Source organism: Streptomyces buecherae, from assembly GCF_014295035.1.
Taxonomy (GTDB): domain Bacteria; phylum Actinomycetota; class Actinomycetes; order Streptomycetales; family Streptomycetaceae; genus Streptomyces; species Streptomyces youssoufiensis.
The window spans coordinates 5,899,576-5,922,929 of sequence record NZ_CP060404.1 but is presented as its reverse complement, the minus strand read 5'-3'; the positions used below and the strand labels follow the sequence as shown (position 1 = coordinate 5,922,929).

The 23,354-nt window shown below is 73.2% G+C and carries 20 protein-coding genes and 1 tRNA gene; 12 read left to right on the top strand and 9 right to left on the bottom strand.

The genetic code is table 11. The features are described 5' to 3' along the window. Positions 1-116: 116 nt before the first annotated feature. A complete protein-coding gene (locus H7H31_RS23480) occupies positions 117-926 on the top strand; it encodes a phosphatase (RefSeq protein ID WP_187063212.1) in 810 nt (269 codons plus the stop codon). A 51-nt stretch (positions 927-977) separates the two neighbouring features. On the opposite strand, the gene H7H31_RS23475 is transcribed toward H7H31_RS23480, so the two are convergent. Continuing rightward, positions 978-1,874 (bottom strand): acyl-CoA thioesterase, encoded by an 897-nt coding sequence (locus H7H31_RS23475; RefSeq protein ID WP_187063211.1) that lies wholly within the window; start codon positions 1,872-1,874, stop codon positions 978-980. Between the two features lie 19 nt (positions 1,875-1,893). Next, positions 1,894-3,051 (bottom strand): acyl-CoA dehydrogenase family protein, encoded by a 1,158-nt coding sequence (locus H7H31_RS23470; RefSeq protein ID WP_187063210.1) that lies wholly within the window; start codon positions 3,049-3,051, stop codon positions 1,894-1,896. 416 nt (positions 3,052-3,467) lie between these two features. Here H7H31_RS23470 and H7H31_RS23465 point away from each other — a divergent pair, with 416 nt between their 5' ends. Further along, positions 3,468-3,710 carry a helix-turn-helix transcriptional regulator gene (locus tag H7H31_RS23465; RefSeq protein WP_187063209.1) on the top strand — a complete coding sequence of 81 codons (243 nt, stop codon included), beginning with the start codon at positions 3,468-3,470 and terminating at the stop codon, positions 3,708-3,710. Between the two features lie 98 nt (positions 3,711-3,808). On the opposite strand, the gene H7H31_RS35180 is transcribed toward H7H31_RS23465, so the two are convergent. From H7H31_RS35180 to H7H31_RS23450, 4 genes are all read right to left on the bottom strand, one after another. Further along, entirely contained in the window at positions 3,809-4,090 is a 282-nt protein-coding gene (locus tag H7H31_RS35180; RefSeq protein WP_443728874.1) for a DUF7848 domain-containing protein, read from the bottom strand. Continuing rightward, positions 4,087-4,485 carry a hypothetical protein gene (locus H7H31_RS23460; protein ID WP_187063208.1) on the bottom strand — a complete coding sequence of 133 codons (399 nt, stop codon included), beginning with the start codon at positions 4,483-4,485 and terminating at the stop codon, positions 4,087-4,089. Before H7H31_RS23460 ends, H7H31_RS35180 begins: the two co-directional genes overlap by 4 nt. 276 nt (positions 4,486-4,761) lie before the next feature. Next, complete coding sequence (locus H7H31_RS23455; protein WP_187063207.1) at positions 4,762-6,006, bottom strand: helix-turn-helix domain-containing protein; 1,245 nt, start codon at positions 6,004-6,006, stop codon at positions 4,762-4,764. 348 nt (positions 6,007-6,354) lie between these two features. Further along, entirely contained in the window at positions 6,355-6,981 is a 627-nt protein-coding gene (locus H7H31_RS23450; RefSeq protein WP_187063216.1) for an SACE_7040 family transcriptional regulator, read from the bottom strand. A 116-nt stretch (positions 6,982-7,097) separates the two neighbouring features. Between H7H31_RS23450 and H7H31_RS23445 the strand changes: the two genes are divergently transcribed. The 7 genes from H7H31_RS23445 to glmS all read left to right on the top strand — a co-directional run bounded on the left by H7H31_RS23445 (position 7,098) and on the right by glmS (position 16,814). Beyond that, entirely contained in the window at positions 7,098-8,744 is a 1,647-nt protein-coding gene (locus H7H31_RS23445) for a carboxyl transferase domain-containing protein (RefSeq protein ID WP_187063206.1), read from the top strand. A gap of 229 nt (positions 8,745-8,973) precedes the next feature. Beyond that, a complete protein-coding gene (locus H7H31_RS23440) occupies positions 8,974-11,103 on the top strand; it encodes an ATP-binding protein (protein WP_187063215.1) in 2,130 nt (709 codons plus the stop codon). Positions 11,104-11,115: 12 nt separating this feature from the next. Beyond that, positions 11,116-12,081 carry a hydroxymethylglutaryl-CoA lyase gene (locus tag H7H31_RS23435; RefSeq protein WP_187063205.1) on the top strand — a complete coding sequence of 322 codons (966 nt, stop codon included), beginning with the start codon at positions 11,116-11,118 and terminating at the stop codon, positions 12,079-12,081. Between the two features lie 2 nt (positions 12,082-12,083). Further along, complete coding sequence (locus tag H7H31_RS23430) at positions 12,084-13,250, top strand: acyl-CoA dehydrogenase family protein (protein ID WP_187063204.1); 1,167 nt, start codon at positions 12,084-12,086, stop codon at positions 13,248-13,250. Positions 13,251-13,350: 100 nt separating this feature from the next. Beyond that, positions 13,351-14,280 (top strand): DUF4429 domain-containing protein, encoded by a 930-nt coding sequence (locus H7H31_RS23425; RefSeq protein WP_187063203.1) that lies wholly within the window; start codon positions 13,351-13,353, stop codon positions 14,278-14,280. A gap of 119 nt (positions 14,281-14,399) precedes the next feature. After that, positions 14,400-14,699 carry a hypothetical protein gene (locus H7H31_RS23420; protein ID WP_187063202.1) on the top strand — a complete coding sequence of 100 codons (300 nt, stop codon included), beginning with the start codon at positions 14,400-14,402 and terminating at the stop codon, positions 14,697-14,699. A 297-nt stretch (positions 14,700-14,996) separates the two neighbouring features. Then, positions 14,997-16,814 carry a glutamine--fructose-6-phosphate transaminase (isomerizing) gene (gene glmS / locus H7H31_RS23415; RefSeq protein ID WP_187063201.1) on the top strand — a complete coding sequence of 606 codons (1,818 nt, stop codon included), beginning with the start codon at positions 14,997-14,999 and terminating at the stop codon, positions 16,812-16,814. 632 nt (positions 16,815-17,446) lie between these two features. On the opposite strand, the gene H7H31_RS23410 is transcribed toward glmS, so the two are convergent. Then, positions 17,447-17,968, bottom strand: a complete 522-nt coding sequence (locus H7H31_RS23410; RefSeq protein ID WP_176161785.1) for a universal stress protein — start codon at positions 17,966-17,968, stop codon at positions 17,447-17,449. 1,412 nt (positions 17,969-19,380) lie between these two features. Here H7H31_RS23410 and H7H31_RS23405 point away from each other — a divergent pair. The 3 genes from H7H31_RS23405 to H7H31_RS23395 all read left to right on the top strand — a co-directional run bounded on the left by H7H31_RS23405 (position 19,381) and on the right by H7H31_RS23395 (position 21,495). After that, entirely contained in the window at positions 19,381-20,715 is a 1,335-nt protein-coding gene (locus tag H7H31_RS23405) for a helix-turn-helix domain-containing protein (RefSeq protein WP_187059961.1), read from the top strand. Positions 20,716-20,719: 4 nt separating this feature from the next. Continuing rightward, positions 20,720-21,328: an oligoribonuclease gene (orn, locus tag H7H31_RS23400; RefSeq protein WP_187059960.1), complete on the top strand. Its 609-nt coding sequence runs from the start codon at positions 20,720-20,722 to the stop codon at positions 21,326-21,328. A 94-nt stretch (positions 21,329-21,422) separates the two neighbouring features. Beyond that, a tRNA-His gene (locus H7H31_RS23395) sits at positions 21,423-21,495 on the top strand. Between the two features lie 186 nt (positions 21,496-21,681). Here H7H31_RS23395 and H7H31_RS23390 read toward each other — a convergent pair. Together H7H31_RS23390 and H7H31_RS23385 are read right to left on the bottom strand one after the other, a co-directional pair. After that, the gene (locus H7H31_RS23390; RefSeq protein WP_187059959.1) at positions 21,682-21,906 is read right to left on the bottom strand and encodes a hypothetical protein; all 225 of its coding nucleotides are present in this window, start codon (positions 21,904-21,906) and stop codon (positions 21,682-21,684) included. Between the two features lie 155 nt (positions 21,907-22,061). After that, entirely contained in the window at positions 22,062-23,117 is a 1,056-nt protein-coding gene (locus tag H7H31_RS23385) for a LacI family DNA-binding transcriptional regulator (protein ID WP_187118282.1), read from the bottom strand. Between the last annotated feature and the right edge of the window lie 237 nt (positions 23,118-23,354).

Here is a 23,354-nt window from a genome sequence, read left to right as displayed (position 1 = left end):
GTGTCCATGACGCCGGTCATGCGAGCGCCGGCGCCGCCCGGCGCGGGGCGCGCCCCGGCCCGATGAGGCCGCGTATTGATCAGACGTTCAGCCCATCTCGGGCCGCGCGCGGCACAATGGTCAGCATGCCGATACCCAGCCCCGTGCCCGACCGGGCCGCATTGGTCGACCATCTGGTGCGCACCCGCATCGCGGGCAATGTCGCCACCCCACGCGAGAACAACCTCTCCCACTACCGCAAGCTGGCAAACGGCGACCGTCACTACTGGCTCGGTCTGGAACTCGGTGACCGCTGGAGCGACGAACAGGACGTGCTGGCCGTGATGGCCGAGCGGTGCGGGGTGATCGACGACCCCGAGTACCGCACGGGCCAGGACACCATCGACCCGCAGCTCACGGTGGACGCGCTGGACCGCAAGGCGGCCGTGCTGCGCAAGGCCGCGGAGAGCCAGAGCCGCGTGCTGTTCGCGACCGGTCACCCGGGTGGCCTCATCGACGTGCACCGCGGCGTCGCGGCGGGGCTGCGCGCGGCGGGCTGCGAGATCGTGGAGATCCCCGGCGGGCTCCAGGCCGACGAGGGGTTCGTCTTCCAGTTCGCGGACGTGGCGATGCTGGAGCGCGGCGCCACGCTCTGGCACACCCACTCCCCCGAGCCGATGGCCGCCATCCTGGACGGCCTGACCAGGGAGGGCCGCCCGCTGCCCGACCTGGTGGTCGCCGACCACGGCTGGGCCGGGTGCGCGGGCCAGCGCGGCATCGACGCCGTCGGCTACGCGGACTGCAACGACCCGGCCCTCTTCATCGGCGAGGCCGAGGGCACGCTGGCGGTCACGGTGCCACTGGACGACCACGTCACCAACCCGCGCTTCTACGACCCGATGACGGCCTACCTGCTCGACGCGGCGGGCCTGGCGGCGCTCCCGTAACCACCAGCACCCCGTCAGCCCCCGCGCGGCACCGTCGGCCCGGACCCGGGGTTACGGCCGGCGCGGGGCGCGGGGCGTGCGGATCAGCCCCTCCTGGATCACCGAGACCGCCAGCCGCCCGTCGGCGGTGTAGATGCGGCCCTGGCCGAGCCCGCGGCTCCCGGAGGAGGACGGGCTCTCCTGGTCGTACAGCAGCCACTCGTCCGCGCGGAACGGGCGGTGGAACCACATCGCGTGATCCAGGCTGGCGCCCACCACGTCCCCGATCACCCAGCCGCCCCGGCCGTGCGCGAGCAGGATCGAGTCCAGCAGGGTCATGTCGGAGACGTAGGTGACCAGGCACACGTGCAGGAGCGGGTCGTCATGCGCGCCGGCCAACTTGCCGTTGGTCCGGAACCACACCCGCGAGCGCGGCTCGCGCACCTGGCCGGCGCTGACGAACGGCGGGTCGGCCACGTACCGCAGGTCCACCGCCGCCCGGGCCGCCGCCAGGCGCGGCGGCACCGTGGGATCGGGGAACCGGTCCGCGTGCTGGGCCAGCATCTCCTCGGTGGTCGGCAGGGTCAGCGGGTCGGGCGCGGCCGGCATCTCCGCCTGGTGCTCCAGGCCGTCCTCGACCTGCTGGAAGGAGGCGGAGAGGTGGAAGATCGGCCGCCCGTGCTGGACGCCGACCACGCGCCGGGTGGTGAAGGACAGCCCGTCACGGATGCGGTCGACGGTGTACACGATCGGGGCGCCCGGGTCGCCGGGGCGCAGGAAGTAGGCGTGCAGCGAGTGCGGCGGGCGGTCGGCCGGCACCGTGCGGCCCGCGGCCACCAGCGCCTGGGCGGCCACCTGCCCGCCGAACACCCTCGGCACGAGAGACGGGCGGCTGGTGCCGCGGAAGATGTCCCGGTCGATCCGCTCCAGGTCGAGCAGGGCGAGCAGGTCCTCCAGTGCTTCGCTCATGGCGGTCGCTCGAACCCGCCTACAGGCCCATGGACTTGGCCACGATGGAGCGCATGACCTCGCTGGTACCGCCGTAGATGCGGCTGACGCGGGTGTCCGCGTACAGGCGGGCGATGGGGTACTCCATCATGTAGCCGTACCCGCCGTGCAGTTGCAGGCACTTGTCGATGACGACGGCCGCGCGCTCGGTGGTGAACAGCTTGGCGGACGCGGCGTCGGCGGCGGAGAGTTCGCCGGCGTCGTGCGCGTCCAGCGCGCGGTCCACGACCGCCTGCAGGGCGTCCACGTCGGCCTTGCAGTCGGCCAGCACGAACTTGGTGTTCTGGAACGAGGCCACCGGCTTGCCGAAGACCTCGCGCTCGCGCACGTACCGCTTGGCGAACTCCATCGCCGCCGCGGCCTGAGCGTACGCGCCGACGGCGATGCCCAGCCGCTCCTGCGGCAGGTTCTGCCCGAGGTAGGAGAACGCCTTGCCCTCCTCGCCGAGCCGGTCCTCGACGGGCACCCTGACGTCGGAGAAGGAGAGTTCGGCGGTGTCGGAGGTCTTCAGGCCCAGCTTGTCGAGCTTGCGGCCGACCGCGTACCCCTTCGACCTGGCGTCCACGACGAGCAGCGTGATGCCCGCCCGCCGGTCCTCGGGGGTCGGCTGGGCGGTGCGCGCGCAGACGATGACCCGGTCGGCGAGGACGCCGCCGGTGATGAACGTCTTGGCGCCGTTGAGCACGTAGTGCGTGCCGTCGGCCGACAGCTTGGCGGTCGTCTTCATCCCCGCGAGGTCCGAGCCGGTGCCGGGCTCGGTCATGGCGATGGCCGTCATCATCTCGCCGGTCACGAACGGCGGCAGCCAGCGCCGCTTCTGCTCCTCGGTGGCGTACGCGAGCAGGTACGGCAGGCACAGCGCGGTGTGCACGCTGGAGCCGCCGAAGCTGACACCGGCCCGGGCGCACTCCTCGGTGATGACCGCGTGGAACTTGAAGCTGGTCTCGCCGGCCCCGCCGTACTCCTCGGGCACCTCGATGCCGAAGACGCCCAGCTCGCCGAGCTTCTTGTAGAACTCGCGGGGGACCTGGCCGGCCTCGATCCACTGGTCGTAGACCGGCACGACCTCGGCCGCGACGAAGTCGCGGATCGTCTGCCGGAACGCCTCGTGGTCCTCGTTGAACACCGTACGGCGCACGCTGCCTCCTCAGTGCGGCAAAACCCTCCCCCGGCCGACACCCGCCCGGGGCTCGCGCGGGCACGGTCGCCGGCCCCGCAGGTTGACTAAGCGCTCGCTCAGAAAAGTTACCTGCGGGTTGCGGGGGCTGTCCAGGGGGTGCCGTGGCGACGGCCCGGCCACCCACGCCACGGAGCGCCCCGGGCGCGCGAGTAACGGGACTCGAACCCGCGACATACGAGAGGCGCAACGGGGTTGCGGGACATGAAGCCCGGCCGTTCCGCCCGACACGCCCGCCCCCCGCGAGGGGGAGCGTACGGGAGCACCGCGGGACGCCTAAGGGTGGCGTCCTGCGACGGAGCCTGCGTTGCCTTACGACGACTATTGCTTCATATGTGATGCAGACATAGCGATCTTGGTGCCCTGGGCTTGCATGCGTGCAAGACGATCCCCGCCACGCCCGCGCCCATGCCACCCGCCACCGGGTCGGCGCGCGTATCCGGGCCCTGCGGGAGGAGCGCCGCTGGTCGCAAGAGCATCTGGCCGAGCGCGCCGGCATCAGCAGGCAGACGATGTACCGGACGGAGCTGGCGACGCACGCGGCCACCATCGATGTGCTCGCCCTCATCGCCGATGGCCTCGGTGTCTCGCTCACCGACCTCGTACGCGACAGCGAGTAGGTCGGCCGCCGCCGACCTCGGGGCGGGCGCGGCGGCGGCCTGGGGCCGGCTGTGGCGAAGGCGGGGCGGGCGCGCCTCGCACGCCATGGCCGGCCGGCTCAGGAGCCGGCGAGCGGGCCTATGTCCTCCGTGGGAGTGACGACCCAGCGCAGGACGGCGGTCGCAGTGAACCGAGTGTGGCGGCCGTCGGCGTGATCGCGGCCCGTGTGACGTGCGCACCAGTCCTGAGCGGCGACGTACTGCCGCTCCAGATCCTGCCCCTCCTCGGGTTCCGGTGACCGCTCGCCGCATGTGACACACGCGGCGCGGACTGCTGACGGAGGGCGGCTCTCGTCGGTGTCGATCACCATCTCGACGTAGCGATGGGGGCTGCGCGTCACTCGCCACTCCCGATGCGCACTGCTTCGCGCACGTCCCGCACCAGGGAGTGCCCGTGCGGGAGTGCCAGCGGGTGGCCGGTGCGCTCGTCCCAAGGGGGCGTGTCCCAGCGCATGCCGTGCGAGGGCGGCAGGGCCAGCCACTCGCCCGCGCCCGTGAGCACCGTGGCCGCCGACACGCTGCCGAGCACCGACGCGGTGCCCGGCTGCACCAGCAGGGTGACGGAGTCGGGACCGACAAGGCACGGGGCCCGCATCCGCCGGTCGATCGAGACCATCGCCATCATGCCGATCGCCCGGGGCAGAGTGACCGCGCCGAAGCCGAGAGCGGGAGCGATCACCCCGACCCCCGGCTGACCGAACTCCTCCTCGGGCAGCTCGTCGGCCCTGGTGGCCACGGTCCAGCGCGCGGGCGGATGCGCCCCGGGGGTGGGGCACTCCGGGACCCCGCAGGTGCAGCCCCGGCGAGGGCGGTACCGATGCCCGGGCGCTACGGGCCACCCGAGGCGTTCGGTGTACGCGCGGGCGTATGTGATGGCGTCACAGGTGGCCGGTAGCAGCGCGTCCATGCTGTCTCCCATGGTGATCGTCCGGCGTGGTGCTTCACATATGAAGCTTCGCGTATCCGGCTCGACTCGACCCCCAGGAATCCCGGGGGCTCTTCTCAGTGACGGCTAGCGCACCAGTTCCATGTTCCTGATCAGCGAGGACAGGACCGCCGCCTGGGAGGGCACGCCGACGTGCGCGAGGTCGGCGACCAGTGCTCGCGCCATGGGGTCGGCGTACGTGTAGTAGGGCGCGCCCTGGCCGGCAGCCCGGAGCGTCAGCGTCGCCGCCGACAGCTTGCCCATCTTTCGGTACGCCCTGGCGCGGTCGATCTCGTAGTGCGTGCGCCGCTCCTTCGACGGCACCGCGCTGATGTCGGCTTCCGGGACGGCGGTCAGTCCGCGGTCCGGTTCCTCGACTTCCACGCCGACCTCGGCCGCGTGCACGGCGACCGTTCCCCGGCCGAAGACGGTCTGCGCGTCGATGTCGTGCCAGGTCGGGCCGAGCCGGTCGGCGTCCGCCAACGCTTCCTGGATGCGGGCCCAGGCGCCGTCGGGGCGCGATCCGCGAGCGTCGGCGATCGCGCCGCGCAGCATCAGCGCTCCGCGCAGGGACAGCACCGCGGGCTCGGGGTGGGGGCGGCTGGCGAGCGGTTCCAGGTCACGCAGGGCCGCCTCTGCGACGGCCAGCGTCTCGGGGATGGCGGCCTGGTGGAGCAGTGCGCCACACCGGTCCCAGGCGACAGCGGCCTTCACGGCCGGGTCGTCGAGGGCGGTGGCGCAGCCGGCGGCGACCTCGGCCGCCACCCATGCCAGATCGGGGTAGCCCAAGCTGTTGAGGCACATGCGGGCGGTGCGGGCGGCGTCGGCCATCAGCCGTAGCGTCCTCGCCCGGCCGACTCCCTCTTCCACGAGTAGCGCCGTGTTCAGGTCCTCGACCAGGGCCGGCAGGAGGCGGGCGACCGCCGGCAAGTCGGCGGCCTGTCGGCGAAGGTTCACCGTCACGGTGCGCTCACGTAAAGACCGCGTGTCTGCGGGCACGGCCTGCGGAGCCAGGCCCGGATGCCCGGACAGGATGAGCCCCGAACGACGCAGACCCGAGCGCAGGGCAGGTACGTAGGCGTGCGCCTGCTCGGGGCTGTGGCGCAGCCGGTACGGCTGGCCGAGAAGCCAGACGATGTCGACGTCGGTGAGGTCGGCAATGGCGATGATCAAGCTGTACCGGTCGAGGGCGAGCCGGCCAGCCTCGACATCCTGCACCCAGTGCTCGGATCGGTCCAGGAAGTCACCCATCGCGGATTGGGTGAGGCCGGCGGCGAGGCGGGCGATACGTACACGCGCGCCGATGTGATCGGGGGCAGGCTGGGACGGCATACTCGCGGCACCCTCCGTTTCGTGGTCGCATTCGAAACGGTACGCACCAACAACCCCTGGCCGACACTGGCGAGGGCCGCCGCGTTGACGCCGCATGCGCTTCCGGCGCCGTGGACCCGCCTCACGCCCTCCCTGCCCTCCAGCGCGCCGCCGGCACCAAGCTCGAGCGGCTCGACATCCTGCCCATCGGGCCGCCCGGCCACCCACGCCACGGAGCGCCCCGGGCGCGCGAGTAACGGGACTCGAACCCGCGACATTCGGGACGAGGGGCGGGTGGCGGGCGTACGACCCGGCCGCTCCACGCGGCACACCCGCACGGGGACGAGCCTACGGGAGCGGCCAGGGCGGCTAGAGCGCCCCCAGCGCCCCGTGGGCCAGGCGGCGCAGGAGGGCGGCGGTGGCGGAGCGGCCGGGCAGGGAGTGGGCCGCGCCCAGGTGCGGCGTGGAGTTGAGCAGTCCGAACACGGCGTGCACGGCGGCCCTGGCCTGGCCCTCCGAGGCGTCCGGGCGCAGCGCGCGGACGACGTCCACCCACAGCTCGACGTACTGGCGCTGGAGCTGGCGCACCAGCTTGCGGTCACTCTCCCGGAGCTGGCCCAGCTCGCGGTCGTGCAGCGTGATCAGCGGGCGGTCGTCGAGGGCGAAGTCGATGTGCCCGTCGATGAGCGAGTCGAGCACGGCCGCGGGGTCCGCCGCGGGCCCGGCCGCGCCCCCCGCCGGGGGCTCCGCCGACCGCATCACCCGGGCCACGCGCTGCTTGCCGCCGGCGAGCAGCCGCTCGCTGATGCCGACGAGCAGTTCGGCGAGCATCGCGTCCTTGCCCGCGAAGTGTCGGTAGAGGCCGGGGCCGCTGATGCCGACCGCGGCGCCTATCTCGTCCACCCCCACCCCGTGGAAGCCGCGCTCGGCGAAGAGCCGGGCGGCCTCGGCGAGGATCTGCTCCCGCCGGGTGGGGGCGGGGGCCTGCGTGGTCAGGGCTGGTTCGCTCACCCTTCCATTCTAGACAGCGACGTTAGTGGCCGTTAACCTGAGAGGCACAGTTAACGCTCATTAACCACGGCTCACACTCACGAGCAAGGGAGCTCGACGGCATGGGGCAGGCACCAGTGCTGGCCAGCAGCGTCGATCCGACGTCTGACGCCTGGCGGACCAACGAGGCGGCGCACCGGGAGCTGGCGGCGCGACTGCGCGAGAAGCTCGCGGCGGCGCGGCTGGGCGGCGGCGAGCGCGCCCGCGCGCGGCACACGGCGCGCGGCAAGCTGCTGCCGCGCGACCGGGTGGACACGCTGTTGGACCCGGGCTCGCCCTTCCTCGAGCTGGCGCCCCTCGCGGCGGACGGGATGTACGACGGGGCGGCGCCGGCCGCCGGCGTCATCGCGGGCGTGGGCCGGGTCGCGGGCCGCGAGGTGGTGGTGGTCGCCAACGACGCCACCGTCAAGGGCGGCACGTACTACCCGATGACGGTCAAGAAGCACCTGCGGGCGCAGGAGGTGGCCCTGGAGAACCGGCTGCCGTGCCTGTACCTGGTGGACTCCGGCGGCGCGTTCCTGCCGATGCAGGACGAGGTCTTCCCCGACCGCGACCACTTCGGCCGGATCTTCTACAACCAGGCCCGGATGTCCAGCGCGGGCATCCCGCAGATCGCCGCGGTCCTCGGGTCCTGCACGGCCGGCGGCGCGTACGTGCCGGCCATGAGCGACGAGGCGGTCATCGTCCGCGGCCAGGGCACGATCTTCCTGGGCGGCCCCCCGCTGGTGAAGGCGGCCACCGGCGAGGTCGTCACGGCGGAGGAGCTGGGCGGCGGCGAAACGCACTCCAGGACCTCCGGGGTCACCGACCACCTCGCCGAGGACGACGCGCACGCCCTGCGCATCGTGCGCTCCATCGTCTCCACGCTGCCCGAGCGCGGCCCGCTGCCCTGGTCGGTGGAGCCGGTCCGGGAGCCGGCGGTGGACCCGGCGGGGCTGTACGGGGCGGTGCCGACGGACTCGCGTACGCCCTACGACGTGCGCGAGGTGATCGCCCGCACGGTGGACGGCTCGGAGTTCCAGGAGTTCAAGGCCGAGTTCGGCACGACGCTGGTGACGGGCTTCGCGCGCATCCACGGCCACCCCGTCGGCGTCATCGCCAACAACGGCATCCTCTTCTCCGAGTCCGCCCAGAAGGGCGCCCACTTCATCGAGCTGTGCGACCAGCGCGGCATCCCGCTGGTCTTCCTGCAGAACATCTCCGGCTTCATGGTCGGCAAGCAGTACGAGGCGGGCGGCATCGCCAAGCACGGCGCCAAGATGGTGATGGCCGTGGCCTGCGCCCGGGTGCCGAAGCTGACGGTGGTCATCGGCGGCTCCTACGGGGCGGGCAACTACTCGATGTGCGGGCGGGCTTACGGGCCGCGCTTCCTGTGGATGTGGCCCAACGCCAAGATCTCGGTGATGGGCGGCGAGCAGGCCGCCTCGGTCCTCGCGACGGTCAAGCGGGACCAGTTGGAGGCGCGCGGCGAGCAGTGGAGCCAGGAGGACGAGGAGTCCTTCCGCGCCCCGGTCCGCGCCCAGTACGAGGCGCAGGGCAACGCGTACTACGCCACGGCGCGGCTGTGGGACGACGGGGTCATCGACCCGCTGGAGACCCGCACCGTGCTCGGCCTGGCCCTGACCGCCTGCGCCAACGCGCCGCTGCCCGGCACCCCCGGCTTCGCGAGCGCGGACGCGGCCACCGGCTACGGCGTCTTCCGGATGTGAGGGGAGCGTCATGACGCGTACGGACCCCACGGCGGAGCCCACAGCAGACCCCACGACGGGCGCTGCCCCCGGCCCGGCCGGCACCGCGCCGACGACGGGCGGGGCGCGGACCCCGGCGGGTGGCGCCCGGGCGGGCACTCAGACGACACAGCGGGCCGCCGGTCAGGTGGCGGCCCACCACAGCCCCGGCCGCGCGGCCGGGCGGGAGGCGGAGCGGGTGACAGCGGCGATGTTCGACACGGTGCTGGTCGCGAACCGAGGCGAGATCGCGGTCCGGGTCATCCGTACCCTGCGCGAACTCGGGGTGCGGTCGGTGGCCGTCTACAGCGACGCGGACGCGGACGCCCGGCACGTGCGCGAGGCGGACACGGCCGTGCGGATCGGCCCGGCGGCGGCGGCCGAGAGCTATCTGTCCATCGAGCGGCTGCTGGACGCGGCGGCGCGCAGCGGCGCCCAGGCGGTACACCCGGGGTACGGGTTCCTGGCCGAGAACGCCGCGTTCGCCCGCGCGTGCGCCGACGCGGGGCTGGTCTTCATCGGCCCGCCGGCCGACGCGATCGAGCTGATGGGCGACAAGATCCGGGCCAAGGAGACGGTGCGGGCGGCGGGCGTGCCGGTCGTGCCCGGCTCGTCGGGCAGCGGCCTCAGCGACGAGCAACTCATCGAGGCGGCCCGGCAGATCGGCACCCCGGTGCTGCTCAAGCCCTCGGCGGGCGGCGGCGGCAAGGGCATGCGGCTGGTGCGGGACGAGGCGCTGCTGGCCGACGAGATCGCGGCGGCCCGCCGCGAGGCGCGCGGCTCCTTCGGCGACGACACGCTCCTGGTGGAGCGCTGGGTGGACCAGCCCCGGCACATCGAGATCCAGATCCTGGCCGACGGGCACGGCAACGTCATCCACCTCGGCGAGCGCGAGTGCTCGCTCCAGCGCCGCCACCAGAAGATCATCGAGGAGGCGCCGAGCCCGTTCCTCGACGAGGCCACCCGGTCCGCGATGGGCCAGGCCGCGGTGCAGGCCGCGCGCTCGTGCGGGTACACCGGGGCGGGCACGGTCGAGTTCATCGTGCCGGGCGACGCGCGGTCGGGCGGCGGGGACGGTCAGGGCCCGGGCGACTACTTCTTCATGGAGATGAACACCCGGCTCCAGGTCGAGCATCCGGTCACCGAACTGGTCACCGGCCTGGACCTGGTCGAGTGGCAGCTCCGGGTGGCGGCCGGCGAGCAACTGCCGTTCTCGCAGCGGTACATCACGCTGACCGGGCACGCGGTGGAGGCCCGCATCTGCGCCGAGACCGTGCGCGCCACGGCCGACGGCGAGCGGGTGGACTTCCTCCCCTCGGCCGGCACCGTGGCGGCCCTCGGCGAGCCCACCGGCGAGGGCGTGCGGGTCGACTCCGGCCTGTCGGCCGGCACCGAGGTCGGCACGGCGTACGACCCGATGCTGGCCAAGGTCATCGCGTACGGACCGGACCGCGCCACCGCGCTGCGGCGGCTGCGGTCGGCGCTCGCCGAGACGACGATCCTCGGTCTGGACACCAACACCGGCTTCCTGCGCCGGCTGCTGGCCCACCCCGACGTGGTCGCCGGCGCCCTTGACACGGGCCTGGTGGACCGGGAGGCGGCCGCCCTGACGCCGGCGTCGATACCGCCGGAGGTGTACGGGGCGGCGGCGCTGCTGCGGCAGGCGGCCCTGGAGCCGGCGGCGGAGCCGGGCGCCTGGACGGACCCGTTCTCGGTGCCCACCGGCTGGCGGCTGGGCGGGCGCGACGCGCCGACGGCGCATCCGCTGCGCGTGCCGGGCCACGACCCGGTGACCGTGCGGGTGCGCGGCCGGGCGCACGACGCCGAGGTCACGGTGGGCGACGCGGAGCCCGTCGCGGCCCGGCTGCTCCCGACGGGCGCGGCGACCGGCGAGCTGTCCGGCGCGTCCCGGACGCTCGTGGAGTGGGCGGGCGTGACGTACGCGTTCACGCACGCCGCCGAGGCCGGGGCGGCCGGCTCGTGGCTGGCCCGCGAGGGCGACGCCTGGCGGGTCACCGACCACGACCCGGTGGAGGCCGCGCTGCGCGGCGGGGTCGCGGGCGCCGGGGCCGGCGCGCTGACCGCGCCGATGCCGGGCACCGTCACCGTGGTCAAGGCCGCCGTCGGCGACCGGGTCAGCGCCGGGCAGGGGCTGCTCGTCGTGGAGGCGATGAAGATGGAGCACGTCATCGCCGCCGCCCACGACGGCACGGTCACCGAGTTGGACGTGACGCCGGGCAGCACGGTCGCCATGGACCAGGTGCTGGCCGTGGTCACCCCGCACGAGGCGGCCGAGGCCGAACAGGCCGGTCCGGGCACCGCCACCCCCGCGAAGAGCTGAGGAGGGCACGCGATGATCGACGGACTGCCGATGGGCGTCCCGGCCGCGGGGCTGCCGCGGCGGGTGCGCATCCACGAGGTGGGCGCGCGCGACGGGTTGCAGAACGAGAAGGCGATCGTGCCGGTCGAGGTCAAGGCGGAGTTCGTCCGTCGCCTGGCCGCCGCCGGCCTGACCACCATCGAGGCCACCAGCTTCGTGCACCCCAAGTGGGTGCCCCAACTGGCCGACGCCGAGCAGTTGATGCCGCTGCTCGCCGGGCTCGGAGACGCGCCCGAGACCGGCGGCGCGGGCCTGCGACTGCCGGTGCTGGTGCCCAACGAGCACGGCCTCGACCGCGCGCTGGCGCTCGGCGTGCGGGAGATCGCCGTCTTCGGCAGCGCCACCGAGTCGTTCGCCAAGGCCAACCTGAACCGCACCGTGGACGAGGCGCTGGCCATGTTCGCGCCGGTGGTCGCCAAGGCGGCGGACGCCGGGGTGCGCGTGCGCGGCTACCTGTCCATGTGCTTCGGCGACCCCTGGGAGGGCCCGGTGCCCATCGGGCGGGTCGCGGACGTCAGCCGCCGCCTGCTCGACCTGGGCTGCGACGAGCTGAGTCTCGGCGACACCATCGGGGTGGCCACGCCCGGGCACGTCACGGCGCTGCTGACGGCGCTGAACGAGGCCGGCGTGCCGACCGAGCGGATCGGCGTGCACTTCCACGACACGTACGGCCAGGCCCTGGCCAACACCCTCGCCGCGCTCCAGCACGGCGTCACCACCGTCGACGCCTCCGCGGGCGGGCTCGGCGGCTGCCCCTACGCCAAGAGCGCCACCGGCAACCTCGCCACCGAAGACCTCGTGTGGATGTTGCACGGCCTCGGCATCGACACCGGGGTCGACCTCGGCCAACTCACCGACACCAGCGTGTGGATGGCCGACCAGTTGGGCCGCCCGAGCCCCTCCCGCACCGTTCGTGCCCTCTCCCACAAGGAGTCGTAGCCATGTCCCTCGACCACCGCCTGTCCGCCGAGCACGAGGAGCTGCGCAAGACCGTCGAGGCGTTCGCGCACGACGTCGTCGCACCCAAGATCGGCGAGTACTGGGAGAACCACCAGTTCCCGTACGAGATCATCCGCGAGATGGGCCGCATGGGCCTGTTCGGGCTGCCCTACCCCGAGGAGTACGGCGGCATGGGCGGCGACTTCCTCGCCCTGTGCCTGGCCATCGAGGAGCTGGCCCGGGTCGACTCCTCCGTCGCGATCACGCTGGAGGCCGGCGTCTCGCTCGGCTCCATGCCGATCTTCCGCTTCGGCACCGAGGAGCAGAAGCGCGCCTGGCTGCCCGACCTGTGCTCGGGCGCGGCCCTCGGCGCCTTCGGGCTGACCGAGCCGGGCGGCGGTTCGGACGCGGGCGGCACCCGCACCACGGCCCGGCTGGACGAGGAGAGCGGCGAGTGGGTGATCAACGGCACCAAGTGCTTCATCACCAACTCGGGCACCGACATCACCTCGCTGATCACCGTCACCGCCGTCACCGGCCACAAGCCCGACGGCCGCCCGCTGATCTCCTCGATCATCGTCCCGGCCGGCACCCCCGGCCTCACCGTGGCCGCCCCGTACTCCAAGGTCGGCTGGAACGCCTCGGACACCCGCGAGCTGTCCTTCGACGACTGCCGGGTGCCGGCCGCCAACCTGCTCGGCGAGCGGGGGCGCGGGTACGCGCAGTTCCTGCGCATCCTGGACGAGGGCCGCATCGCCATCTCCGCGCTGGCCACCGGCCTCGCGCAGGGCTGCGTGGACGAGTCGGTGTCGTACGCCAGGACCCGCGAGGCGTTCGGCAAGCCGATCGGCGCCAACCAGGCCATCCAGTTCAAGCTCGCCGACATGGAGATGCGCGCCCACACGGCCCGCGTCGCCTGGCGGGACGCGGCCTCGCGGATGGCGCACGGCGAGTCGTTCAAGAAGGAGGCGTCGCTGGCCAAGCTGTACAGCTGCGACGTGGCGGTCACCAACGCGCGCGAGGCCACCCAGGTGCACGGCGGGTACGGCTTCATGAACGAGTACCCGGTGGCCCGCATGTGGCGCGACTCCAAGATCCTGGAGATCGGCGAGGGCACCAGCGAGGTCCAGCGCATGCTGATCGCCCGCGAACTGGGCCTGGAGGACTGACCGGCCTCCGCTACGGCAGCACCACCCCGCTGCCTCCCGTACGGCAGCACCACCCCGCGGCCCGCCGACCACCGGCGGGCCGCATGGAAGAATCCGGGCCATGGCGGAGATCACCCAAAAGGACGGCACCTGGACCTTCGACGGGGAGGCCGTACGCATCGTGCCGGGGCGGGACAAGAGCGTCGGCCCGGCCCGAGTGGCCCTCGGCGAAGTGGTGGTGCCCCTGACGGCGCTGAGCGGGATCGCCTTCGAGGCGGGGCGCAAGTCGGGGCGGCTGCGGCTACGGCTGCGCGAGGGTTCGGACCCGCTGCTCCAGGCCGTCGGCGGGCAACTGCCGGACGCCGCCGACCCGTACCAGCTCTCGGTGGAGGCGGACCGCTCGGGCGTCGCCGAGTACTTCGTGGACGAGGTGCGCAACGCCCTGCTGCTCGAGCAGGTGCCCAGCACGCCGTGCTACCGCTACCTGCTGCCCGGCCCGGCGGTCCCGCTCTCGGCCTCGGCGGGCGACGCCACGGCCTCCTTCGACGGCGAGACCATCCGCCTGGAGTGGAACTGGAAGACGGAGGAGTCCAAGAAGTCCGCCGGCACCCAGGTGTTCTCCGTCGCCGACGTGGACGCCGTGGAGTGGCTGTGGCCGGGCGGCCTGGAGAACGGCTACCTGCGCTTCGTCATCGCCAAGGCGCCCACCAAGGCACCGCCGAAGTACGACCCGCGCGCGGTCGAGATCTACGGCTTCAAGAAGGACCCGCTGATGGCACTGGTCGCGGCGGCGGTGACCGCCCGCATGCCGCACCCGGCCGCGCCGCCTGTGACCGCCCCGGCCGCGCCCCCGGCCCCCTCCGTGGCCGCGGCTCCCGGCTCCGCCGCGCTGCCGGGCCCCGCCGCGCCGGCCGCCACCGCTGGCGGCAGCGGCAGCGATCATGACGCGCTGCTGCGCCGACTGCGCGAGCTGGGCGAACTGCACCGGGACGGGATACTCACCGACGAGGAGTTCACCGTGGCGAAGCAGGCACTCCTGCGCCACTTCTAGGCCCTCCCGGAGCCGTTCCCGCACCTCTTCTCCGCATCCGACGCACACCTTCACCTCTCTCCTGCCCGATATCGGGCAGATTTCTTGCGAAACCGGCCGTTGCCGCGCAGTATCAACGGGTGCTCGATCGCCGTAACCGAAATACCGACGCCAGCCCGACCACCCACGACGACCTCGTCGACCACCTCGTGCGCAGCTCACCGCTGGGCCGTGGCGAGGCGGCCCGGGTGGTGCTCGACGTGCTGGCGTACTTCGACGAGAGCGCGGAGGAGTTCGTCCGTCGCCGCCACCGCGAACTGCAGTCGGCCGGCCTGACGAACCCGGACATCTTCGAGCGCATCGGGACCGAACTACCGCACCGCGCGGTGGCCCCGCCCGAGCTCTCCCCGCGCCAGCTCCGCCGCATCGTCTACGGCTGAGCGACCGACGCCGCGCCACGGCGCCACCCGAGCACCACCCGCCCCGCGCCACCCGCGGGGCACCCGGCGCCCGCACACCACCGGAGCGCCACCTCGAGCACCACCGCGACGCGGACGGGACCGCGACGCGAACGACACCGGAGAGCGGGACCGCGACCCCACGCGACCCGCCCCACCGGTCGCCGGGCACCGACAACGGGCCGGCGGGGCAGCGCCGACACCGGCGCCGATGCCACCCCGCCCGGCCCCCGGCCGGCGACCGCGTACGACACCCTCACCAGACGGAAGGAACCGCCCATGTGCGGCATCGTCGGATACATCGGCAAGCGCGACGTGGCGCCCCTGCTCCTTGAGGGGCTCCAGCGCCTTGAGTACCGCGGCTACGACTCCGCGGGCATCGCCGTCACCGGCCCCAAGGCCACCGGCCTGAAGATGGTCAAGGCGAAGGGCCGCGTCCGCGACCTGGAGGCGAAGGTCCCCGCCCGCTTCAAGGGCACCACCGGCATCGCCCACACCCGCTGGGCCACGCACGGCGCCCCCTCCGACGAGAACGCCCACCCGCACATGTCGGGCGACGACAAGGTCGCCGTCGTCCACAACGGCATCATCGACAACGCCTCCGAGCTGCGCGCCAAACTGAGCGCCGACGGCGTCGAGTTCCTCTCCGAGACGGACACCGAGGTCCTCACCCACCTCGTCGCCCGGGCCCAGGCCGACACCCTGGAGGAGAAGGTCCGCGAGGCCCTGCGCCACGTCGAGGGCACGTACGGCATCGCCGTCCTGCACGCCGAATTCAACGACCGCATCGTTGTGGCCCGCAACGGCTCCCCCGTCGTCCTCGGCATCGGCGAGAAGGAGATGTTCGTCGCCTCGGACGTCGCCGCGCTCGTCTCGCACACCCGCCAGGTCGTCACCCTCGACGACGGCGAGATGGCCACGATCAAGGCCGACGACTACCGCACCTACACGACCGAGGGCTCGCGCACGACGGCCTCGCCGACCACCGTGGAGTGGGAAGCCGAGTCGTACGACATGGGCGGCCACGACACGTACATGCACAAGGAGATCTTCGAGCAGCCCGACGCGGTGGACCGCGTCCTGCGCGGGCGCATCGACGACCGCTTCTCCACCGTGCACCTCGGCGGCCTGAACCTCGACGCGCACGACGCCCGCAAGGTGCGCCGCGTCAAGATCCTCGGCTGCGGCACCTCGTACCACGCGGGCATGATCGGCGCCCAGATGATCGAGGAGCTGGCCCGCATCCCCGCCGACGCCGAGCCGGCGTCCGAGTTCCGCTACCGCAACCCGGTCGTGGACCCCGACACCCTCTACATCGCGGTCTCCCAGTCCGGCGAGACGTACGACGTGCTGGCCGCCGTCCAGGAGCTGAAGCGCAAGGGCGCCCGCGTCCTCGGCGTCGTGAACGTGGTCGGCTCCGCGATCGCCCGCGAGGCCGACGCGGGCGTGTACGTCCACGCGGGCCCGGAGGTCTGCGTCGTCTCCACCAAGTGCTTCACCAACACCACCGTCGCCTTCGGCCTGCTCGCCCTGCACCTGGGCCGCATCCGCGACCTGTCGGTCTCCGACGGCAAGCGGATCATCGAGGGGCTGCGCAGGCTCCCCGGCCAGATCTCGGAGATCCTCAAGCAGGAAGACGAGATCAAGAAGATCGCGAAGGAGTACGCGGAGGCCCGCTCGATGCTCTTCATCGGACGCGTACGCGGCTACCCCGTCGCCCGCGAAGCCTCCCTCAAGCTCAAGGAGGTCTCGTACATCCACGCCGAGGCGTACCCGGCCTCCGAGCTCAAGCACGGCCCGCTCGCGCTCATCGAGCCGGCGCTCCCCACGGTCGCGATCGTCCCGAACGACGACCTCCTGGAGAAGAACCGCGCCGCCCTGGAGGAGATCAAGGCCCGCAGCGGCAAGATCCTCGCGGTCGCGCACCAGGAGCAGGAGAAGGCCGACCAGACGATCGTCGTCCCGAAGAACGAGGACGAGCTGGACCCGATCCTCATGGGCATCCCGCTCCAACTGCTCGCCTACCACACGGCGTTGGCGCTCGGCCGGGACATCGACAAGCCGCGCAACCTCGCCAAGTCCGTGACGGTGGAGTAGCCGGGCCCGCGACCGGTGCTGGACGGAGGGTGGCCTCCCGCGCGTGCCACCACGCGCGCGGGAGGCCACCCTCCGGTGCCGACGCCGCCCATGCGTCGGCAGGCAGCCGCCCCGACCGGGACCGTCACTCCCCGAAAGGGCGGCACGTCGCTCCCCCGCGTGTGGGGTGTGTACCCGTCGCCACGCGTAATCCACCTCCGCGCCGCGACGTACTCACACACCGTCAGACGGCGCACCACTCTCGCGCGTTGGGCCCGGGAGGAATCACCCGAAGGAGTGGGCGCCCACGCGCCGACCGCCCGCCATCCCCACCACCCCGTCCGCGCCGCCCGTCGTCGCGACCGCAACCGTTCACGCCCGCGCAAACCGTCCCGCCCCGCGCCCCGGCCCCACGCCCCGAAACACCCGCCGCCGCGCCCCCGCTCGGGCGTCCCGGACCCCGATCACGGCCCGCTCGGCGGCTCACGGGCGAGCCGGCGGGCCCGGCCGTCGGGCCCAGCCGAAAGACGGCGCGCGAGCACCTTGCGCGCGGAACCATCCGAGGCCACGCGAGGAACCACGCGGGCCGCGCGGGTGTCCGGAATCCGGCGCACCACCCGCGCCGCGACGCCGCCGCCCGGACGGCCTGGGCGCTACGGGATGACGACGACCGGGCGCTGCGCGCGGCGCGCGAGCCGCCCGGCGACGGAGCCGAAGATGCGGCCCACCAGGCCGTGCGTGGAGCCCACGACGATGGCGTCGGCCGCGTACTCCCGACCGACCTCCTCCAGCTCGTGACAGATGTCGCCGCCGCGCTCGACGAGGATCCACGGCACCTCGGAGAGGTGGTCCGCGCAGGCCAGTTCGAGGCCGAGGACCTCGGTGCGGTGGTCGGGGACGTCCACGAAGACGGGGGGCTCACAGCCCGCCCAGACGGTCGTGGGCAGGCGGTTGGCGACGTGCACGATGATCAGCCCGGAGCCGGAGCGGCGGGCCATGCCGATCGCGTACGCGAGCGCGCGCTCGCTGGAGGTGGAGCCGTCGAAGCCGACCACCACTCCGTGCTGGAACGCCGGATCGCAGGCATGGCGCGTCTCTTCCGCCGCTTCGGGGTGCGCCGTCGAGTCGGCGACCCGCTTGCGGTCCGCGGGTTCGGGGATTTCGTAACCGGCCATCTGTTGTCTCGGCGAAGAAAGTCCTGTTGCGGAGGGGTTCGGCGGGGGGCTACTTGCGAGGAAAGACGGATTGTGGGAACGGACCGGCGGGCCCGGAGGGAAATCGTCCGGGATTCACCTATCCAAGCCCACACCCCCCAGGGTACGGCGCCGCTCGCCCCCTGCCCAGGGACCACCTCGGGAGGGGCCGGCCGAGGCGAGCTTCATCGGAGCATGCCGGAGGGCCGCGCAGAGCGCAATGCCCCAAGTGGCCCCCCGGCGTACGCCGTGCAGTGACCCGACGGCAAACAAGACGTTGTAGTACCCGCTAGCCACCCCCGGAGGGACTTCCGCCCCAGGAGGGAAGAATTCGTGCGCCGACTCAGCGAGTACACCCCCACCACCCCCTCCGCCGCACCCCTCGACGCGCTACGCCGCGCGACTGGGGCATCGCGTTCCGCCGCCCCCGCGCTCCCGGCCGCCCCCGCGCACGCCGCCGCCCCAACCAACCCACGCGCCACAGAGGCCGCCCCCTCCCCCACAACGCGCCCCTCCTCCGTCGCGCGCCAGGTCCCCGGAACGCGCTCGGACGCCGCGCGGCCCGTCCGTGGCCCGGCCACGGCGGGGCCGGGGGCGACGCGCGCGCGGCTGTTCACCGCGCCCCGGGTCGCCACCACGGGCCCGCGCTCCGCGCCGCGCGTCACCCCGCGCGCGCGGAGCCTCGCGCCGACCGGGCTCGCGTGCCGGGGAGCGCGCGCCGCGCGGGGCGCCGAACGGCCGGCTTCCGTCGCCGCGGCCGACCGGGGCGGCTGGGGCGTCTTCTGCTGGGCACTGGTGCCGGTCGCCCTCCTGCTGTGCGGGGCCTCGTTCGGCGGCGCGGCGGGCACCGCGCTCGGGCTCGCCGCGGTCACCGCGACCTGCCGTGCGCTGCTGCGACGGGCCGAGCGACGGGCGGCGCGGATGACCGATGAGCGTCGGCGCGGGGCGTGCCGTGGAAGGGCCCGTACGGCACCCGCTGGGCCCGTTGTTGACGCCCCGTCCGAAGCGCATACGCCCGTCGACTGACGCGATCGTACGTTTGCGGCCAACTGTTTTCAGCCAACTTCGGAACAAGTTGTCCCTGTTGCCGAAGACCCCCTCAAACCCGCGTCTGACCAGCTAGGAAAGGAGTGTTGGGGGTCCGTACCCCCTACGGGGAGTGGGCATCGGCGAAAGGCGCACTTCCCTACAGGCGCTCCGAGTGCAACGCTTCGTGATCGAATGCTTTACGCCAAGTTGTCATGTCGACTTACGGGCGAGTGGTGAACTGGTCACGGTGACCACACGCGACACAGTAGATTCGATCTTGGCCATGACCGGCGGGGGAACCGTTCAGGACCGAGGGGAAACGTGCAGGACCGAGAGGACGCGACCACCCAGGGGGGCTTAGTTCCATGAGCCAGGACTCCACAACCGTACCGGAGGCCGCCCGAAAGCTCTCCGGACGCCGCCGCCGGGAGATCGTCGCAGTGCTGCTCTTCAGCGGCGGCCCCATCTTCGAGAGCTCCATACCGCTCTCCGTCTTCGGCATCGACCGGCAGGACGCCGGCGTCCCCCGCTACCGATTGCTGGTGTGCGCGGGCGAAGACGTACCGCTTCGCACCACGGGCGGGCTCGAACTGACCGCGCCGTACGGCTTGGAGGCCCTCTCGCGGGCGGGCACCGTCGTCGTACCGGCATGGCGGTCGATCACCCAGTCGCCACCCGCCGCCGCGCTCGACGCACTGCGCCGCGCGCACGAGGAGGGCGCTCGCATCGTCGGGCTGTGCACGGGCGCCTTCGTACTCGCGGCGGCCGGACTGCTCGACGGGAGGCCGGCGACGACGCACTGGATGTACGCGCCGACGCTCGCCAAGCGCTACCCGTCGGTCCACGTGGACCCCCGGGAGCTGTTCGTCGACGACGGCGACGTACTGACGTCGGCGGGCACCGCCGCCGGCATCGACCTGTGCCTGCACGTCGTCCGCACCGACCACGGCGCGGACGCGGCCGGGGCGCTGGCGCGCCGGCTCGTCGTACCGCCGCGCCGCTCGGGCGGGCAGGAGCGCTACCTCGACCGGTCGCTGCCGGAGGAGATCGGCGCCGACCCACTGGCCGAGGTCGTGGCCTGGGCGCTGGAACACCTCCACGAGCAGTTCGACGTCGAAGCGCTCGCGGCCCGCGCCTACATGAGCCGACGGACCTTCGACCGGCGGTTCCGCTCGCTCACTGGGAGCGCTCCACTCCAGTGGCTGATCACCCAGCGGGTGCTCCAGGCCCAACGGCTCCTGGAGACCTCCGACTACTCCGTGGACGAGGTCGCCGGACGCTGCGGGTTCCGCTCTCCGGTGGCGCTGCGCGGGCACTTCCGGCGACAGCTCGGCTCGTCGCCGGCGGCGTACCGGGCGGCGTACCGGGCCCGCAGGCCACAGGGTGGACCCGGCGACCGCCCGGAGCGGCACGAGCGGGCCGAGCGGCCGGACCTGATCGAACAGCGCTCCGGCGATGCGGTGCCGGTCCGGCGCGGGTCCATGGCCACGGCGGGCGCGCACGGCGGCCCGTCCGGCGCCACGGCGCTCGGGCACGGCGGCATGTCGCACTCCGGCATGAACCACGGCGGGCCGGCGCACGGCGACCGCGACTCCGGCAAGCCCGACTCGGACGCCTACGCGCCTCGCCTACCCGAACAGTCGAGCCGCGCCCCCGGCCGCGCCAGCCTGCCCGGCCAGCGGGAACGCCCCGTAGGGTGACGTCATGAACGATCGCATGGTGTGGATCGACTGCGAGATGACCGGCCTCTCGCTGTCCGACGACGCGCTCATTGAGGTGGCCGCGCTGGTCACCGATTCCGAACTGAACATCATCGGCGACGGCGTGGACATCGTGATCCGTCCACCCGCCGAGGCGCTGACCACCATGCCGGACGTGGTGCGCGAGATGCACACCGCGTCCGGGCTGCTCGACGAGCTGGACGGCGGCACCACGCTCGCCGACGCCGAGCAGCAGGTCCTGGCCTACGTGAAGGCCCACGTGGCGGAGCCCGGCAAGGCTCCGCTGTGTGGAAACTCGGTGAGCACGGACCGGGGCTTCCTGCTGCGCGACATGCCCACGCTGGAAGGCCACCTGCACTACCGGATCGTGGACGTGTCCTCGATCAAGGAGCTGGCCCGCCGCTGGTATCCGCGGGCGTACTTCAACAGCCCCGAGAAGAACGGCAACCACCGGGCCCTCGCCGACATCCGGGAGAGCATCGCGGAGTTGCGGTACTACCGCGAGGCGGTCTTCGTGCCGCAGCCGGGCCCGGACTCGGACACGGCGAAGGCGATCGCGAGCAAGCACGTCCTGCCCGCGCGGCACGCGTGAGGCGGCTCGCTCCCGGCTCTCCACAAGCCGGGAGCGAGCACCCCTTCGGACCCTGTACACTTTTTCTCGGCCGGCAAGGAAAGCGCCGGTCATGGTGGGTATAGCTCAGATGGTAGAGCACCTGGTTGTGGTCCAGGATGTCGCGGGTTCGAGTCCCGTTACTCACCCTGAATGATCGAAAGCCCCCGGTCCGCGCAAGCGGCCGGGGGCTTCGTCGTGTTCTGCCGTGCTTCGTCGGGTGCTTCACGTCTCGTAGTTCTCGTCGAGCCTCGTCGGGTGCCTCACGTCTCGCCGGGTCTGGTCGGCTCTCCCGGGGTGCGCGGTGCTCGCGCGGTACGGGTCGCGGGGGCGCGTCAGTCGGTGGGGGCGGGCCAGTGGTCCATGTCACCGCCCCGCCACTCGATCTGGTCGGGGTTGTCCAGCGTCAGGTCGTCCGGGTCCTCGATGCCGGCCCGGCGCAGGAACTCGGCGACGTCTCCCCGGCCGTGGGCCAGGCCGACGATGACGCCGCGGATCGTGACGCGGCGCCCACCCGACGCGGTGGGCGGGTGGACGATCACGGGCGGGTGCTCAGCCATGCTTCCAGCGTGCGCCCCGGGCCGCGCCGTCGCACATCGGGCCCCGGGCCGGGGCCGGGGCCGGCCTCCGCGGCGCGCAGCGGGGCTCGCGGGGCGGGGGGCGCGGGGTGGGCGGGCTCGCCGGGGCGGGCGGGCGCCCGGGCAGGGAGGCGTGGTCAGGAGGAGTCGCGGGGGACGAGTTCGGCGGGCAGCACCAGGTGGGGGCGGGCGCCCGGGACCGTGGCCGGGGACTCGCGGGTCGCCATCTGCTCCAGCAGGACCCGCACCATCGCGCGCCCCATCTCCTCCGTGGCCTGCCGGACGCTGGTCAGCGGCGGGTCCATGTGACGGGCCACGGGCGAGTCGTCGTAGCCGACCAGGGCCACGTCGTCGGGCACCTTGCGGCCGTGCTGGCGCAGTACGCGGCGGGCGCCGGCGGCCATGACGTCGGAGGCCGCGAAGACCGCGTCGAGGTCGGGACGGCGGGCCAGCAGCGCGGCCATCGCCCGCCGGCCGCCCTCCTCGGTGAAGTCGGCCCGCTCGACGAGGTCGGGGTCCCGGGGCAGGTCGGCGGCGTCCAGTGCCTCGCGGTAGCCGTCGAGGCGGCACTGGGCCGTGTACATGTCGAGCGATCCGGTGATGGTGGCGATCGCGCGCCGGCCCCGCTCGGCGAGGTGGGTCACCGCCGACCGCGCGCCGCCGAGGTTGTCGGAGTCGACGTGGGCGACGGTCTCGCGGGCCGAGCGCCGGCCGCCGAGCACGGCCGGTATGTCGATCCGCTCCAGCACGTCCGGCAGCGGGTCGGCAGCGTGCGCCGAGATCATCAGGACGCCGTCGACGCGGTGCGCGGCCAGGTAGTCGGCCAGCCGCTGGCGCTCCTTGGCGGTACGGACGAGGGTGAGCAGCAGTTGCAGGTCGGTGTCGGCGAGTTCGCAGGCCACGCCACGGATGATGTCCGAGAAGTACGGCTCGGCGAACAGCCTGGTCTCCGGCTCGGGGATGACCAGCGCGACGGCGTCGGCCCGGTTGGCGGCCAGCGCGCGGGCCGCGCGGTTGGGCACGTACCCCAGGTCGGCGACGGCCTGCTCGACCGCGGCCCGGGTCCGGTCGCTGACCCGGGGCGAGCCGTTGATCACCCGGGACGCCGTACCGCGACCCACGCCCGCGCGTGCGGCGACCTCCTCCAGGGTGGGCCTGCCCCGCCCGGCACCGCGCCGCCTGGCCGCCGCCATCCCCGTCTCCCCCCTCATGCGTCGGACCCCTCCGCCGCGCCGACGATCGCTGGACATTCAACAACAGCCAGATGTCGGCAGCCGCGCCACGCGTCGCCCCACGCGGCCCTGATCTGCGCCAATGCTTCAACTCCTCACAGCAAGGGGCCGCTTGGACCCTGGAGTGTGTTCACAACCCACCACCACGCCCCATTCGTCCGCTCCCGCTCAGCGGGCCCACCCGTACGCGAGTTCTCC